Raw genomic sequence first — 15183 nt, 5'->3', positions numbered from 1 at the left:
GGCGTAGGCGACCCAGGTGATGAAGGACCAGACCTCCTTGGGGTCCCAGCCCCAGTAGCGGCCCCACGCGTCGCCCGCCCAGATCGCGCCCGCGATGATCGTGAACGTCCACAGCGGGAAGACGGCGGCGTTCACGCGGTACGAGAACTTGTCGAGCGTGGCCGCGGCGGGCAGCCGCTCCAGGACGGAGGTCGCGAAGCGGCCGGGCTGGCCTCCGGAGGCCAGCTTGTTCTCGTAGGAGTCGCGGAAGAGGTAGAGGATCGTCGCGACGCCGGCCAGGTAGAACGTCGCGCCGCAGAAGATCGCGGTGGAGACGTGGATCCACAACCAGTACGAGTGAAGAGCGGGAACCAACTGGTCGCTGGCGGTGTACAAGACAGTGACGGCAAGACCGAGATCGAGGAGGACCGTCGTGACCAGCGGAAGGCCGAGCCAGCTGACGTTCTTCTTCAGCGCCATGAGCACGAGGTACACACCGACGGCCATCGTGGAGAACGTCAGGTTGAATTCGTACATATTGCCCCACGGCGCCCGCTGCACGGAGAGCGCGCGGGTGAGCACACCACCGGCCTCGACGAGGAACGCGAGCACGGTGAGGGACACGGCGATCCGGCCGTAGAGGTCGCCCTTCTCGTCGCCTGCCGAGGCACCGGGACCGTCCGGCACGTCACGGGTTCCGGTGACGGAGCGGGTGACGACCTTGGGGGACGCCTTCGGCCGGTCGAGGACGGCGGTGCCGGCCTTGGCCTTGACGGTGACGGCGGGCGCCTTGGCGGAGGCCTCGCTCTGGGGGGTGAGCGCGGCGGCGGTGCGGGCGACCTTGCTTCGGCTGCCGAGGATCCACTCCGCCATGTGTGCGAAGAAGGCAAGGAGATAGACGGCCATCGCGGAGTAGACCAGCACATTGCTGATGTTCGCGAGGTTCTCGTTCGGTTCGGCGGCGAGGGTGGTGGCGAGATTCACTTCTCAGCCCCTTCGGCAGGAACAACTAGGGGGGTGGAGTCGGCATGCTGGGCATCGGCATGGTCGGCATGGTCTGGTTCGGGCGCGCTCGGCGCCTTCTCGTGAAGGCGTCCCGCGAGGTCACCCAGCTCTTCGGGCAGCTTGGCGGACTCGCTGCGGCCGAGTCCGGCCATCTCGACGACGGTGACACCGTCGGCGCCCCGCACGGCCCGCACCCACACGCGGCGGCGCTGGATGAACAGCGATCCGGCGAGGCCCGCGATGGCGGAGATCGCTCCGACGAGCGCCCACATGCTGCCGGGCTGCTGGGAGACCTGGAAGGTCGCCCAGCGCTTGATGTCCTTCTCGAAGGTGATCGAGCCCGCACCGTTGGGCAGCTTCATCGTCTGGCCGGGCACCAACCGCTTCTTCAGGAGCTCGCCCTTGGCATCCTCGAACTTGGCCATCTTGCTGGTGTCCAGCTGATAGACGTTCTGCGGCAGACCGGAGTCCACACCGAGGCTTCCGTGGTACGCGGACAGCGCGATCACGGGATGGTCGAGCGCCGGGAACTGGGAGAACATGTTGCCCTGGCCGGAGCCCGCGAACGTCGGCACGAAGAAGGCGTTGAAGCCGAGCTGTTCCTTCTTGCCGTTCTTGTCGCGGTAGCCGTCGAGGACCTTGATGGCGCCGGTGGCCGTGCCGTTCGAGTCGATCGGCAGCAGCGGGACGGACTGGGTGCTGACGACCTTGCCCTTCCCGTCGCGCACGGTGACGGTCGGCGCGTAGCCCTGGCCGATGAGGTAGACCTTCGAGCCGTCGACCTCGAGCGGCTTGTTGACCTCGATGGCCTTCTTCTTCTCGGGGCCGTCGATGCCCTCGGTGTAGGTGACGTTCGCCCGGTAGGTGCGGGCCGTCCCCTTCTCGGGGCCCTTCCTCTCGAAGGACGACTCGAAGCTGTCCAGCTTGAAGCTGAACGGCGCCAGGTCGTCGGTGTTGAAGAGGTTGCCGGACTTGAAGTTGTCGTACTGGGTGAGGGTGTTGGAGAACCCGTCGCCCTGCACGATGAGCTTGCCGCCCTCGGACTTGAACAGGGCGCCGACGGCGAAGGCCACCAGGAGCACGATCAGGGAGATGTGGAAGAAGAGGTTGCCCGCCTCACGCAGGTAGCCCTTCTCCGCGGCGACGGACGTCCCCGCACCGCCCTGGCGGCTCGTGAGGTCCGCGCGGAAGCGGCGCCCCTTGAGCAGGGCGAGCGCGTCCCGGTGGATCTGCTCGGGCTCGGCCTCGGTGCGCCACGTGGTGTACGCGGGCAGCCGGTCCAGCCGTTTGGGGGCGACCGGCGGGCGCCCGCGCAGCTGGCCGACGAACTGCCAGGTGCGGGGCACGATGCAGCCGATGAGGGAGACGAAGAGAAGAATGTAGATCGCCGAGAACCACACGGAGCTGTAGACGTCGAACAGCTGGAACTTCTCGTAGAGCGGCCCCAGCGTGCTGTGCGCCTTCTTGAAGTCGGCGACCTTCAGCTCGTCGATGCTGGTCTGCGGGATCAGCGATCCCGGGATCGCGCCGAGCGAGAGCAGGAGCAGCAGGAGCAGCGCGACCCGCATCGAGGTCAGCTGCCGCCACATCCACCGCGTCCAGCCGACGGCCTCGCGGCCGGTCCAGCGCAGCCATCCGGTGAGACCGGGGCCGCGGTTGCCGCCGAAGGAGCCCGGCATCGCCCGGTCCACGGGGGCGGTGGACAGCTGGGCGCCCGCGGCACCCAGGTCCTGATCACCCTGGCTCGTCGCCTCGGTGTTCGTCCTGGTGTTGCTCATGGATCAGATCCCCACCGTGTAGCCGTTCGACCAGACCTGCATCTGCTGCACGATGCTGTCCCATACGCCGGTGACGAGAAGCAGCCCGGTCGCGATCATCATGATGCCGCCGATGCGCATCACCCAGACGTAGTGCTTCTTCACCCAGCTGAACGCGCCGAGCGCCTTGCGGAAGGCGATCGCCGCGAGGATGAACGGCAGCCCGAGCCCCACGCAGTACGCGACGCTCAGTATGGCCCCGCGCCCCGCGCTCCCCTGGTCGAGGGCCAGGGAGTTGACGGAGGTGAGCGTGGGCCCCACGCAGGGCGCCCAGCCCACGGCGAACAGCGCGCCGAGCACCGGAGCGCCCGCGAGCCCCGCGGCGGGCTTCTTGTGGAAGCGGAACTCACGCTGGGAGAGCCAGGGCATGAGCCCCATGAAGAAGATGCCGAGCGCGATCATCAGGCCGCCGAGCACCTTGGTGATGACGTCCTGGTACTCCTGCAAGTTCTGCCCGACGTACCCGAAGAGCGCGCCGGTGGAGACGAAGACGGCGGTGAAGCCGAGGACGAACAGACCCGCCCCCGCGGCCATCCGCCCCCGCTTGGCCTCCGCGAGGTCGGTGCCGCCGACCCCGGTGACGTACGACAGATAGCCCGGCACGAGCGGCAGCACGCACGGAGAGAAGAAGGAGACGAGCCCACCGAGTACGGCCACGGGCAGCGCCAGGAGGAGGGCGCCGTTCATGACGGTCTGGTTCGCTTCGCCGACGGCGGCGAGAGTGGACATCACGAGAAGATCACTTCTCCGCGATCAGCGGGTCGATCATCTTGCGCAGCTTCTCTTCGCTGAGCGCCTGCTGCGAGCGGGCCGCGATCTTGCCCTCTTGGTCGAGGACGATCGTGGAGGGGATGTACTTGGGGTTCATCGTGCCCTTGGGGAAGCGCAGCATCAGCTTGCCCATCGGGTCGTGCAGGCTCGGGTAGGAGATCTTCCACTCCTTCTCGAACGTGAGCGCCGGGCCCTTCTGCGGATCGCGGGTGTTGATCCCGACGAACTGCACGTCCTTGCCCTGGAGGTCCTTGGAGACCTTCGCGAAGTTCGGCGCCTCGGCCCGGCAGGGCGAGCACCAGGAACCCCATACGTTCAGGACGACGACCTTGCCCTTGTAGTCGTCGACGTCGAGGTGCTTGCCCGTGAGGGTCTCGCCCTCGAGCTTCGGTCCGTCCTGGCGATCGCCCTTGCCCGCCGTGGCGATGCCGTCGGAGCCGGTGACGAAGTTCGTGTTCCCCGAGCCGCCCGAGGTGCCTCCGGAGCCGCACGCCGACAGGGCCAGTGCCGCGACCGCGGCCCCAGCGCCCAGCAGGGCGGCGCGGCTGCGGCTACGGCTGCGGTTCATGCTGCGGGGGGCGCGGCAGGCGGCACTCATGTGAAAAGTTTCGCATGTCTGTTTCGGGGATCTTCCGCACCCCCCGGCGTTGCGGAAAGTCCCATTTCAGACGGCCTTTCCGAGTCCCTTCCAGCCGGTGGCCGGTTCCTGACCCACATCGAGGCCCTGCAGGTCGGCGAGGACCTTCGGGTCCTGCACGTCGAGCCAGTCGACGAACTGCCGGAACGACACCAGGCGTACGTCCTTCTTCCCGGCGATGTGCTTGAAGGCTTCCTCGACGGCGTCCATGTAGATGCCGCCGTTCCACTCCTCGAAGTGGTTGCCGATGAAGAACGGCGCGCGGTTGGTCTCGTAGGCCCGCTTGAATCCGGCTATGTAGGACTGGGCGGCCTGCTTGCGCCAGCCCGGGTAGTTGGCCGGCGGCGCCTTCGTGGAGTTCTGCGACTGGTTGGCCAGGATGTTGTAGTCCATGGACAGGACCTCGAAGGAGTGCCCGGGGAACGGCATCGCCTGCAGCGGCAGATCCCAGACGCCCATCTTCTTCTGGGGCCAGCGCTGCCGGCCGCCGGGCGAGGAGGCGTCGTACCGCCAGCCGAGCTTCTTCGCCGTCGGCAGCAGATTCTCCTGGCCGAGGAGGCAGGGCGTACGGCCGCCGACGAGTTCCTTGTCATAGTCGAAAGGCAGCGACGGCAGATCGGTCCAGCCGGTATTCGTGCGCCATTCCTTGACGAACGAAGTGGCCTGGTCGATTTCGCTCTGCCATTGCGCGGGCGTCCAGTTGGCGACCGTGCCGCTGCCCGTACAGAAGTGCCCGTTGAAGTGCGTGCCGATCTCATGGCCTTCGAGCCAGGCCTGCCGGACGTACTTCAGCGTCTCCTTGATGTGACCGTCGGTGAGATAACCGATGTCGGACGCGCCGACCCCATTGTTCGGCGGCTTGTACATCCGCTTCTTGGACTCGGGAAGGAGATAGAGCCCGGAGAGGAAGAACGTCATCCGCGCGTCGTGTTCCTCGGCCAGCTTGAGGAAACGCGGGAAGAGGCCGTTGCCGACCTCGCCCGCGCCGTCCCAGGAGAAGACCACGAACTGCGGGGGCGTCTCGCCGGGCTGGAGGGGGACGGGCTTGCCCGGCTGGTTCGGCTGCTTCCCCGAGTACGAGGTCGAGCCGTCACCGATCGGCTTCGCCGGGTGCTTGTCGCCGCTCTTGCCCGGCCCCGCGGGACCGGCCGAATGACTGCCGCCGCCCGTGCCGCAGCCCGCGAGTCCCACAGCGGCCGCGGTCCCGACCCCGAGGCCCAGCATTCCCCTGCGACTGATGTCGCGCATTCCATCCCCATTCGTCGCGCCCTGCGTCCATGCACGATGGACGACCCCTAAGAGGGCGCGACGAAGAATGGGGTTCCGGCAACAAGCACATATTTAGCGCTTTTTACCGAGAACGGACATACAGTTGCCGGTCAATTACCCGCCGTCGACAACGAATCGAAGGCAAGCCGCGGAGGCTATGCGCCGAACGCCTTCGCCTTCCCCTTCACCGGCTTGGCGCCCGCGAGGAGATGCGCGGGAACGAGATCACGCGCCGGTTCGGAGTACCCCACCGACACGATCTTGTCGCCGCGGTACGTGAACGTCGTCAGCGAGGCGAGCGTGCACTGCCGCTTGCGCGGGTCGTGCCACAGGCGCCGCTTCTCCACGAAGCTGCGCACGATCCAGATCGGCAGCTGATGGCTGACGCACACCGCCTCATGGCCGCGGGCCGCGTCCTTCGCCGCGTCCAGGGCGCCCATCATCCGCACGACCTGCTCGACGTACGGCTCGCCCCAGGATGGCTTGAAGGGGTTGACCAGGTGCTTCCAGTTCTCCGGGTTCTTCAGCGCGCCGTCGCCGACGCCGAAGGTCTTGCCCTCGAAGACGTTGCCCGCCTCGATGAGCCGCCCGTCCGTCGCCAGATCGAGGCCCTGCGCCTTGGCGATCGGCGTCGCCGTCTCCTGCGCGCGGTCCAGCGGCGACGCCACGACGTGCGTGATGTCGCGCGGGGCGAGGTGCTCGGCGACCCGGTCGGCCATCTGCCGCCCCAGCTCGGAGAGGTGGTAGTCGGGAAGGCGCCCGTAAAGGATCCCCTCCGGGTTCTCCACCTCGCCGTGGCGCATCAGGTGGACGACGGTGAGCTCGCTGCCCGCGCTCATGCGGTGGCCTCCGTGGTGGATTCAGTGGCTTCGGCGGCGGCGCGCGCGGCGCCCGGAAGGGCCGCCGCGATCCGCTCGATCGCCCGCTCGTCATGGGCGGTGGACACGAACCAGGACTCGAAGGCCGAGGGCGGCAGATACACGCCCTGCGACAGCATCGAGTGGAAGAACGCGGTGAAGCGGAACGACTCCTGCCTCTTCGCGTCCTCGTAGTCGCGCACGTCACCGTCGGTGAAGAAGACGGAGAACATGTTCGACGCGTTCTGCAGGCGGTGCGCGACGCCCTCCTTGGAGAGCGCCTCGGTGACCAGGCCGCGCAGCTGCTCGGAGACCGCGTCGACCTTCGCGTACGCAGCGTCGTCGAGCAGCCGCAGCTGCGCGAGGCCCGCGGCCGTCGCGATCGGGTTCCCCGACAGGGTGCCCGCCTGGTAGACGGGGCCGACCGGGGCGAGGTGCCCCATGACGTCCGCGCGGCCACCGAACGCGGCGGCCGGGAAGCCGCCGCCCATGACCTTGCCGAAGGTCATCAGGTCGGGCCGCACGCCGTCGACGCCGAACCAGCCCGCCTTCGACGTACGGAAGCCGGTCATCACCTCGTCCGAGATGTACAGCGCGCCGTTCTCCCGGCACAGGTCGGCCAGGCCCTGGTTGAAGCCCTCGACCGGCGGCACGACGCCCATGTTGCCCGGCGACGCCTCCGTGATGACACAGGCGACCTCACCGGCGTTCGCGGCGAACGCGGCGCGCACGGCCTCAAGGTCGTTGTACGGAACGACGATGGTGTCGCCCGCCTGGGCGCCGGTGACGCCCGGGGTGTCCGGGAGCCCGAACGTGGCCAGGCCGGAGCCCGCCGCGGCCAGCAGCGCGTCCACGTGACCGTGGTAACACCCGGCGAACTTGATGATCTTGGCGCGGCCGGTGAACCCGCGCGCGAGGCGGATCGCGGACATCGTCGCCTCGGTGCCGCTGGAGACGAGCCGCACCTGCTCGACGGGCTCGATGCGCGCGACGATCTCCTCGGCGAGCGCGACCTCGCCCTCACCGGGCGTGCCGAAGGACGTGCCGCGGGCGACGGCCTCCTGGACGGCGGCGATCACATCGGGGTGGGAGTGGCCGAGGATCATCGGCCCCCACGAGCAGACGAGGTCAACATACTCACGGCCGTCGGCGTCCGTGAGGTACGGACCGGTACCGGACACCATGAAGCGGGGCGTACCGCCCACGGCGCGGAAAGCGCGCACGGGAGAGTTCACACCGCCGGGCGTCACGGCCGCCGCACGGTCGAAGAGAGTCTGCGAAACTGGGGCGCTATACGGGAAGCTCACATGAACCATGGTGTCAGAGGCTTCGGACATCCTGCGGACAGGTGTTTCACTCGACGTTTTAGCCGGTGACCGTGGGGGAGGTCACTGACACGATGATCGGGTTGCGCGGCGGGGGCCGCGAGGCCTAGAAAAGCAGGGGCGGGCGCCCTGGAAAAGCAGTCGGGTGGAGATATGCATCGCGGTGGCGGACTGGGCGAGGGGACCGACGGCCTGGGCCCGCGGCGTGCCCGGCGGATCGGCAAGCACCGGCGCGAGGCGGAAGCGGCCGAGGCAGAGGCCTTGGCACGGGGCGAGACGGAGCAGGACCGGGCAGGAACCAGGAGTGGCCGGGTGGGCGGGGTGACCTACAAGTACTTCGGAGCCCCGGACGGCGCGACCGCCGCCCGTGTGCCCATCTCGATGCGCCCCGAAGAGCTCGGCGGCGACGAGCTGGGCATGGGCGGCATGTTCACGAAGATCAAGCCGGAGACGGTGGCCGCGATGGTCCTGACCGGCATCGAGGGCATACCCCTGAACAAGGTCCCCCCACTCGAACTGGTCGTCCTGCACCCCGACTACGCCGTGGTGAAGCTCCCCATGACGGTCGTCGACCCGCTGCGCGGCATCGGCGAGGAGTCGGTCGGCGCCGCCGCGTTCATCTGGTCCACGGTCCCCGACCGCGGCGGCCCGCGCGACGCGTTCAACGTCTACCAACTGCTGCACGAATGGCAGGACTTCAGCCACCGGCTGCACGACGCGGGGCATCAGGCGTACTGCCTGGTGTGGCCCTGAGGCCCCGCGCCCCCGCAGTTCCTACTCCGGCCGCAGCGCCGCGAGCTGCCGCTCGAAGGGGACGAGCTCCTCGGCAAGGTCCTCGGCCAGGTCCCCGGCAAGCTCCTCCGCACGGCCCGCCGCGGGCCGCATGATTCCGGCCAGTTCGGCCGCGGCCCTCTCGATGCGCTCGTCCAGGCCGTCCGCGCCCCAGTCCTCGGACGCCGCGTACACGGCCGTCGGCAGGACCACCGCCCGCAGGTAGGCGAAGAGCGGACGCATCGCGTGCTCCAGGACCAGCGAATGGCGCGGGGTGCCGCCGGTCGCCGCGATCAGGACCGGCGTACCGGCGATCGCGTCCTTGTCCAGGACGGTCAGCACGTCGAAGAACGACTTGAAAAGGCCGCTGTACGAGGCGGAGAAGACCGGCGTGACGACGATCAGGCCGTCCGCGCCCCGCACCGCTTCCGCCGCCGCGCCCAGCTGCGGGCCGGGGAACCCGGTGACGTAGTTGTGCGCGATCTCCACGGCCAGGTCGCGGAGTTCGACGACCTGGAGCTCCGCCTCGGTGTGCCGTCCGGTGGCCGCGGCCAGGCGGTCGGCGAGGAGGCGGGTGGAGGAGGGGACGCTCAGTCCCGCGGATACGACGACGAGCTTCAGGGTGTTCATGCGGTGACCTCCTCAGCCTGAGCAGCGGCCGCCACGCGTGCGGCGTGCGTCGGTGCGTCCGGGACGTTCGCCGGGCGGTTCTTGGCGAACTCCTCGCGCAGGACCGGGACGACCTCCTCGCCCAGGATGTCCAGCTGCTCCAGGACGGTCTTGAGGGGCAGGCCGGCGTGGTCCATCAGGAACAGCTGCCGCTGGTAGTCGCCGACGCTGTCGCGGAAGGACAGCGTCCGGTCGATCACCTGCTGCGGGGAGCCGACGGTCAGCGGCGTCTGGGAGGTGAACTCCTCAAGGGAAGGACCGTGCCCGTAGACGGGCGCGTTGTCGAAGTACGGCCTGAACTCCTTGACCGCGTCCTGGGAGTTCTTCCGCATGAACACCTGACCGCCGAGCCCGACGATCGCCTGCTCCTCGGTGCCGTGCCCGTAGTGCGCGAAGCGGCGGCGGTAGAGGTCGACCATCTTCTTGGTGTGCTCCTGCGGCCAGAAGATGTTGTTGTGGAAGAAGCCGTCGCCGTAGTACGCGGCCTGCTCGGCGATCTCCGGGGAGCGGATGGAGCCGTGCCAGACGAAGGGCGCGACGCCGTCGAGGGGGCGGGGCGTCGAGGTGAACGACTGGAGGGGCGTACGGAACTTGCCCTCCCACGTCACGACGTCCTCGCGCCACAGCCGGTGCAGGAGCGCGTAGTTCTCGACGGCGAGGTTGATGCCCTGGCGGATGTCCTTGCCGAACCACGGGTAGACCGGGCCGGTGTTGCCGCGCCCCATCATCACGTCGGCCCGCCCGCCGGCCAGGTGCTGGAGCATCGCGAAGTCCTCGGCGATCTTCACCGGGTCGTTCGTGGTGATGAGGGTGGTGGAGGTGGAGAGGATCAGGTTCTCGGTGCGGGCGGCGATGTAGCCGAGCATCGTGGTGGGCGAGGAGGGGACGAACGGCGGGTTGTGGTGCTCGCCGGTCGCGAAGACGTCGAGCCCGACCTCCTCGGCCTTCAGCGCGATGGCCACCATGGCCTTGATGCGCTCGTGCTCGGTGGGGGTGCGGCCCGTGGTGGGGTCCGGCGTCACGTCGCCGACGCTGAAGATCCCGAACTGCATGCCGGATCCGGACTGCATGGCTGACTCACTCTCCGCGAGGTTGTTGACGGTTCAACTATACCTACGGAACGGTGATGGGCCAGGGGGTATTCCCGGACGGCTTCGGACGTGCCTCAACGGTGGTGAGGGCGGGCGCCGGCTAGGCCGAAGCGCGCCCAGCAGGCGTCCAGCGGGGGTCGCGGCCCGTCTCCGCCAGGAGCCGCTCCAGCTCATCGGCCCCCTCGGGCACGGCGACCGGCTCCCCGAAGACACCCATCTTCCGGGCCGTCGGGCCGAGCCCCGCGACCGATTCCCGCAGCGCGGCGACGACACCGCTGCTCTCGGGGGCCGCCTCGAAGTCCTGGCCCGTGGCGCGCGCCAGGTCCCAGGCGTGCACGGTCAGGTCGAGCAGGACCATGCAGCCGACGGTCCGCGCGGGCATGTCCATCGCACCCGTGGTGCCCTCCTCGGCGCCGGGCTCGGCCCAGCCGGCCACCAGCTTCGCCGCCTCATCGGCGAAACGGTCGCGCCAGTCGGGGCTCTCGGCGACGACATCGGGGGTCTCGCCGAACGCGGAGTCCTTCTTGGCGGCCAGCGCCTGAAACTGGACGATCACCTGAAAGAGGTGGTTGAGCAGGGCTTTTACGTCGTACTCGGCGCAGGGGGTGGGGTCGGTGAGCCGGTCGTCGGGGATGGCGCGTACCACCGGGACGGCGTGAGCCGTTGCCGCCTTCAAAAGGTCGGCGATGCTGTTCTCAGTCATGCCGTGACCGTAGGGCGGCGAGGGCCCCGACGGCTTGAAGAAACGCGACACGGCGACGGCGGCAGACCCCCGGCATACGATCCAGCCATGGCCGACGCCCCCGAGCCCACCTGCGGCCCCGACCCCGCCCCGACCCCCCGCAGCGACACCAAGGGCATCGTCGACGCCGCCGGTCTCTTCGCCCACGCACGGTTCCGCCGCCACCTGCCGACGCCCGCCCTGCGCCCCTACGTGGAGCAGTACTGGCTGATCGACTGGGACCTCTCCCAGCCGTACGCCTCGCACGTCGTCCCGCACCCGTCCGTGAACGTCGTCTTCCAGACCCTCCCCGGCCAGGAGCCCTTCGCCGAGGTGGCGGGCATCGGGCTCGACCTCTTCACCCAGAAGCTGGAGGGGCGCGGCCGGGTGTGCGGGGTGAAGTTCCGCCCCGGCGGCTTCCGCCCGTTCGCGCCCACGCGGCCGGTGTCCGCCTGGACGGGCCGGCGGCTGCTGCCCCTCGAAGAGGTCTTCGCCGAGGTTCCGCAAGGCGCGGTGGACGCCGTCCTGACCCCGGACGAGGAGCAGGCCCGCCTGGCGGCACTGGACGCGTTCCTCCTGGCCGTCGGCCCCACGCCCGACCCCCAGGCCGACCTGGCCATGGCCCTCGCCGAACGCATCCGCACGGACCGCGGGATCCGCCGGGTCGGCGAACTCGCCCGAGCGGAGGGCATGTCCGTACGGACGCTGCAACGGCTGTTCTCCGCGTACGTGGGAGTCGGCCCGAAGTGGCTGATCCTGCGCCACCGGATCCACGAGGCCCTCGAACACGCGGAGACGGAGCGGGAGGTGGACTGGGCGACGCTGGCGACCACCCTGGGCTACGCCGACCAGGCCCACCTGATCAGGGACTTCACGACGACGGTGGGCGTACCTCCGACGGCGTACGCGCCGCAGTGACCTGAGGGTTGGGGCCTGGGGCCTGGGGCCTGGGGCCAGGGGCCTGGGGCCTGGGGCCTGAGGCCCGGTCAGGCCGGTCAGGAGCCGCTCAGTCCGCGGCGCTCAGCTCCACGCTCCAGTCGTTGCACCGCATCCAGGTCCCCTTCGGATACTCGAAGTCGTGCTCGCCCCCCAGCGTGAACCCGGCCTTCCGGCACACCCCGTTGGAAGCCGCGTGGTCCGCGGAGGGAAAGGCGTGCAGCCGCCGGTGCCGCCCGGTGGCCCGAGCCTCCCCGACGACCAGCCGCGCGGCCGCCGCGGCGATGCCCCGCCCCTGGAACCCCGGCAGCACGCTCCAGCCCGTCTCCCAGGCGGACTCCCCCTGCCAGGACGTCTCCCAGAACCCGATGGACCCGACGGAATCGCCGCCGAGCGTTATCCGGAACATCTGCCCCCGCTCCTCCAACGCCAGGTAGCGACGGTGCCGGGAGACCAACTGCTCCTGCGTCTCCGGCCCGCCCAAGTGCGCGGTCATCTCGGCGGAGTTGCAGGCGACCAGCAACCCGAAGTCACCCTCCGACCAGCGAACCAGCCCAGGCCCTGCCAACGGCGATCTCTCCATGCCGCCCACGGTACGGCGAGGGTCTGACAACGCCCCGTAAACAGCCTTGACAGCGCAGCCATCCTCCAGGACATTTATCTGCGTGACGCAGCTTCTGCACAGCGCCGGTCATTCTGCGCCGTGACTGCGCCACCTCGCACCACACGGCTCCACGACGCAGCTCCACCACCCGGCTCCAGCGCGCGGCTCCAACGCGCGGCTCCAGCACTCCTCACCCGAAGGAACCCCATGCCCACCGAAACCCAACCCCCCTCCACACCGACCTCACCCCCCACCCCACCCGCACCACCCGCACCACAGACCCCCCTCCCCCCACGAAAACGCTGGGCCGTCCTGGGCGTGATCCTCGCCGCCGACATCCTCGACCTCGTCGACGCCACCATCACCAACATCGCCGCCCCCACCATCGCCAAGGACCTCGGCGGCGGCCCCGGCCTCATCCAGTGGCTCGGCGCCTCCTACGCGCTCGCCCTGGGAGTTCTCCTGGTCATCGGCGGACGCCTCGGCGACAAGTACGGACGCCGGCGCCTCTTCCTGCTCGGCCTCGGCGGCTTCACGCTCGCCTCCGTCGCCTGCGGGCTCGCCTTCAGCCCCGAGTCGATCACCGTCGCCCGCCTCGCACAGGGCGCCTTCGGCGCGCTCGTCATCCCGCAGGGCTTCGGCATCCTCGGCGCGGTCTGGCCCCGCGAGGAGATCGGCAAGGCGTTCAGCCTGTTCGCCCCCGCCATGGGACTCTCCGCCGTCGGCGGCCCCATCCTCGCCGGGTTCCTGATCGACGCCGACCTCGGCGGCCTCGGCTGGCGCCCCATGTTCCTGATCAACCTCGTGCTCGGCGGCGTCGCCCTCGCCGCCGCCGTCCGACTCCTCCCCAAGGACCCCGGCGACAGCTCCACCTCGATCGACGCCACCGGTTCCGCCTTCCTCGGCGCCACCATGCTCGGACTGCTGTCCGGCCTCATCGAGGGCTCCACGAACGGCTGGACCGCCACGCCCCTGCTCCTGATCGCCGCGGGCCTGGTCTTCTTCGCGCTCTTCTGCCGCCGTCAGCGCACCGCGCCCAACCCGCTGATCCAGCCCTCGCTGCTGCGCAACCGCGGCTTCACCTCCGGGCTCGTCCTCTGCGTCGCCTTCTCCGCCGCCGTGTCCGGACTGCTCTACGTCATCTCGCTCTACCTGCAAGAAGGCCTCGGCCGTACGCCCTCAGGCACCGCGCTCGGCCTCATCCCGCTCTCCGCGGGCATCGTCGTCGCGTCCATCGCCTGCCACGGCCTCATCGGAAAACTGGGCCGCACCCTCGTCCTCGTAGGCCTGCTGATCATCCTGACCGGCACCGGCTACCTGCTGGCCCTCGTCGCCAACTCCGGCACGGACACCGGCAGCTGGGCCCTCGTGCCGCCCATGCTCGTCATCGGCCTCGGCATGGGCACCTGCTTCGGCACCGTCTACGACATCACCATCGGCGACATCGCGCCCCAGGAAGCGGGCAGCGCGAGCGGATCGCTCAGCGCGGTCCAGCAGCTGGCCAACGCGATCGGCGCGGCCACCGTCGTCACCGTCTTCTTCAAGACCGCAGACGGCGGCGGCCCGGCCCACGCCATGACCGTCACCCTCGCCGTCGTCGCGAGCGTCACGCTGCTGTGCTGCGCACTGGTCCGACTCCTCCCGCGCAAACCGCAGGAGGACCAGCACCACTAGGCCTCGCCCAGGCCTCAAGGCCCCAGGCCTCGCCTAAGACTCGTCCAACCCCCCGCCCCGCAACCGCGCCACCTGCGCCGCACTGAACTCCACGGTGCGGCGCATGTGTCCGATGAGCAGGTCCAGTTCATCGTCGTCGTACCGCTCGAAGAGGGCGAACCAGCCGCCCCCGAGCTTGTCCCACATCCGCCCGAACTCCGCCACCGCGTCCGGCACCGTCGAGACCAGGACCCGCCGCCGGTCGACGGCGTCGCGCTCCCGCACGACATAGCCCGCCCGCTCCAGACGGTCCACGAGCCGCGTCGCCGAGCCGGTCGTCAGACCCGTCAGCTCGGCGATGCGGCCGGTCGTGACGGGTTCGGCCTCCAGGCTGAGCAGGTTCAGGCACTGCAGATCGGTGGGGTGCAGCTTCAGATGGTCGGCGACGGCCTGATTGAAGAGGGCGTACGACGCCATGTAGCGCCGCGACTCGACGGAGAGCTCCTCCACCAGAGCGGCACGCCGCGCACCGGCACCGGTCGCGTTCTCGGCCACGACGGACCCCTTCCTCCACCTCAAGAAACCTGCGCGGAACAGATAGCGTACGACGCAGAGACACCCCGGGACGAGCAACGGCCGGACAGCGGCCGGACAGCGGCCTGGCAACGGCGAGCACCCACAAGCCCCGTGCCACGATTCCCCCATGCTCGTCGCCCGCTCCGCAGCCCTCTTCGTCCTCGCCGCACTCTTCGAGATCGGCGGCGCCTGGCTCGTCTGGCAGGGCGTACGCGAACACAAGGGCTGGGCCTGGATCGGCGCGGGCGTCATCGCCCTCGGCATCTACGGCTTCGTGGCCACGCTCCAGCCCGACGCCGAGTTCGGCCGCATCCTCGCCGCGTACGGCGGGGTCTTCGTCGCCGGATCGATCGCCTGGGGCATGGTCGCCGACGGCTACCGGCCCGACCGCTGGGACGTGACCGGGGCGCTGATCTGCCTCGCGGGCATGGCCGTGATCATGTACGCGCCACGAGGTCGTTAACCCGGCGAACTATCCTGACGGAACAGACCAGGAACACCC

Annotated in this window: 16 protein-coding genes; 4 read left to right on the top strand and 12 right to left on the bottom strand. The window is 69.5% G+C overall.

Annotated elements, in window-relative coordinates; translation table 11 throughout:
• The 7 genes from ccsA to hemL all read right to left on the bottom strand — a co-directional run.
• The coding region (gene ccsA / locus ACFUPX_RS36690; RefSeq protein ID WP_383332677.1) for a cytochrome c biogenesis protein CcsA at positions 1–963 on the bottom strand (963 nt) is incomplete at its 3' end.
• Entirely contained in the window at positions 960–2762 is a 1803-nt protein-coding gene (locus tag ACFUPX_RS36685; protein WP_383332675.1) for a cytochrome c biogenesis protein ResB, read from the bottom strand. The genes ACFUPX_RS36685 and ccsA, both read right to left, overlap by 4 nt.
• A 3-nt stretch (positions 2763–2765) precedes the next feature.
• Positions 2766–3530, bottom strand: coding sequence for a cytochrome c biogenesis CcdA family protein (locus ACFUPX_RS36680; RefSeq protein ID WP_383332673.1), 765 nt, complete (start codon positions 3528–3530; stop codon positions 2766–2768).
• 10 nt (positions 3531–3540) lie between these two features.
• Entirely contained in the window at positions 3541–4170 is a 630-nt protein-coding gene (locus ACFUPX_RS36675) for a TlpA family protein disulfide reductase (RefSeq protein ID WP_383332671.1), read from the bottom strand.
• A gap of 66 nt (positions 4171–4236) precedes the next feature.
• A complete protein-coding gene (locus tag ACFUPX_RS36670; protein ID WP_383332669.1) occupies positions 4237–5457 on the bottom strand; it encodes a hypothetical protein in 1221 nt (406 codons plus the stop codon).
• A gap of 176 nt (positions 5458–5633) precedes the next feature.
• Complete coding sequence (locus ACFUPX_RS36665; protein WP_383332668.1) at positions 5634–6317, bottom strand: histidine phosphatase family protein; 684 nt, start codon at positions 6315–6317, stop codon at positions 5634–5636.
• Complete coding sequence (gene hemL, locus ACFUPX_RS36660; protein WP_383332666.1) at positions 6314–7651, bottom strand: glutamate-1-semialdehyde 2,1-aminomutase; 1338 nt, start codon at positions 7649–7651, stop codon at positions 6314–6316. Before hemL ends, ACFUPX_RS36665 begins: the two co-directional genes overlap by 4 nt.
• Before the next feature lie 162 nt (positions 7652–7813).
• Between hemL and ACFUPX_RS36655 the strand changes: the two genes are divergently transcribed.
• Positions 7814–8413 carry a hypothetical protein gene (locus tag ACFUPX_RS36655; RefSeq protein ID WP_383332664.1) on the top strand — a complete coding sequence of 200 codons (600 nt, stop codon included), beginning with the start codon at positions 7814–7816 and terminating at the stop codon, positions 8411–8413.
• 21 nt (positions 8414–8434) lie between these two features.
• Here ACFUPX_RS36655 and ACFUPX_RS36650 read toward each other — a convergent pair whose 3' ends face one another.
• The 3 genes from ACFUPX_RS36650 to ACFUPX_RS36640 form a co-directional block, all read right to left on the bottom strand.
• The gene (locus ACFUPX_RS36650) at positions 8435–9052 is read right to left on the bottom strand and encodes an FMN reductase (protein ID WP_383332683.1); all 618 of its coding nucleotides are present in this window, start codon (positions 9050–9052) and stop codon (positions 8435–8437) included.
• A 5-nt stretch (positions 9053–9057) separates the two neighbouring features.
• Entirely contained in the window at positions 9058–10152 is a 1095-nt protein-coding gene (locus ACFUPX_RS36645) for an LLM class flavin-dependent oxidoreductase (protein WP_383332681.1), read from the bottom strand.
• Between the two features lie 139 nt (positions 10153–10291).
• Positions 10292–10894, bottom strand: coding sequence for a TIGR03086 family metal-binding protein (locus ACFUPX_RS36640; RefSeq protein WP_383332662.1), 603 nt, complete (start codon positions 10892–10894; stop codon positions 10292–10294).
• An 87-nt stretch (positions 10895–10981) separates the two neighbouring features.
• On the opposite strand from ACFUPX_RS36640, the gene ACFUPX_RS36635 reads away from it, so the two are divergent.
• On the top strand, positions 10982–11830 hold the full coding sequence (locus ACFUPX_RS36635; protein WP_383332660.1) for a DUF6597 domain-containing transcriptional factor: 849 nt from the start codon (positions 10982–10984) through the stop codon (positions 11828–11830).
• 88 nt (positions 11831–11918) lie between these two features.
• On the opposite strand, the gene ACFUPX_RS36630 is transcribed toward ACFUPX_RS36635, so the two are convergent.
• Positions 11919–12431 carry a GNAT family N-acetyltransferase gene (locus ACFUPX_RS36630; RefSeq protein ID WP_383332658.1) on the bottom strand — a complete coding sequence of 171 codons (513 nt, stop codon included), beginning with the start codon at positions 12429–12431 and terminating at the stop codon, positions 11919–11921.
• Between the two features lie 339 nt (positions 12432–12770).
• On the opposite strand from ACFUPX_RS36630, the gene ACFUPX_RS36625 reads away from it, so the two are divergent.
• Entirely contained in the window at positions 12771–14126 is a 1356-nt protein-coding gene (locus ACFUPX_RS36625) for an MFS transporter (RefSeq protein WP_383332656.1), read from the top strand.
• A gap of 33 nt (positions 14127–14159) precedes the next feature.
• Here ACFUPX_RS36625 and ACFUPX_RS36620 read toward each other — a convergent pair whose 3' ends face one another.
• A complete protein-coding gene (locus tag ACFUPX_RS36620) occupies positions 14160–14582 on the bottom strand; it encodes a MarR family winged helix-turn-helix transcriptional regulator (protein ID WP_383332679.1) in 423 nt (140 codons plus the stop codon).
• Positions 14583–14808: 226 nt separating this feature from the next.
• Between ACFUPX_RS36620 and ACFUPX_RS36615 the strand changes: the two genes are divergently transcribed.
• Positions 14809–15144, top strand: coding sequence for a YnfA family protein (locus ACFUPX_RS36615; protein ID WP_365367514.1), 336 nt, complete (start codon positions 14809–14811; stop codon positions 15142–15144).
• Positions 15145–15183: the final 39 nt, after the last annotated feature.

Origin of the sequence: Streptomyces sp. NPDC057302 (assembly GCF_042667685.1) — a bacterium.
Lineage (GTDB): Bacteria > Actinomycetota > Actinomycetes > Streptomycetales > Streptomycetaceae > Streptomyces.
Note: the sequence above shows the minus strand (reverse complement) of the source record. Positions and strands in the feature narration are given on the sequence as shown.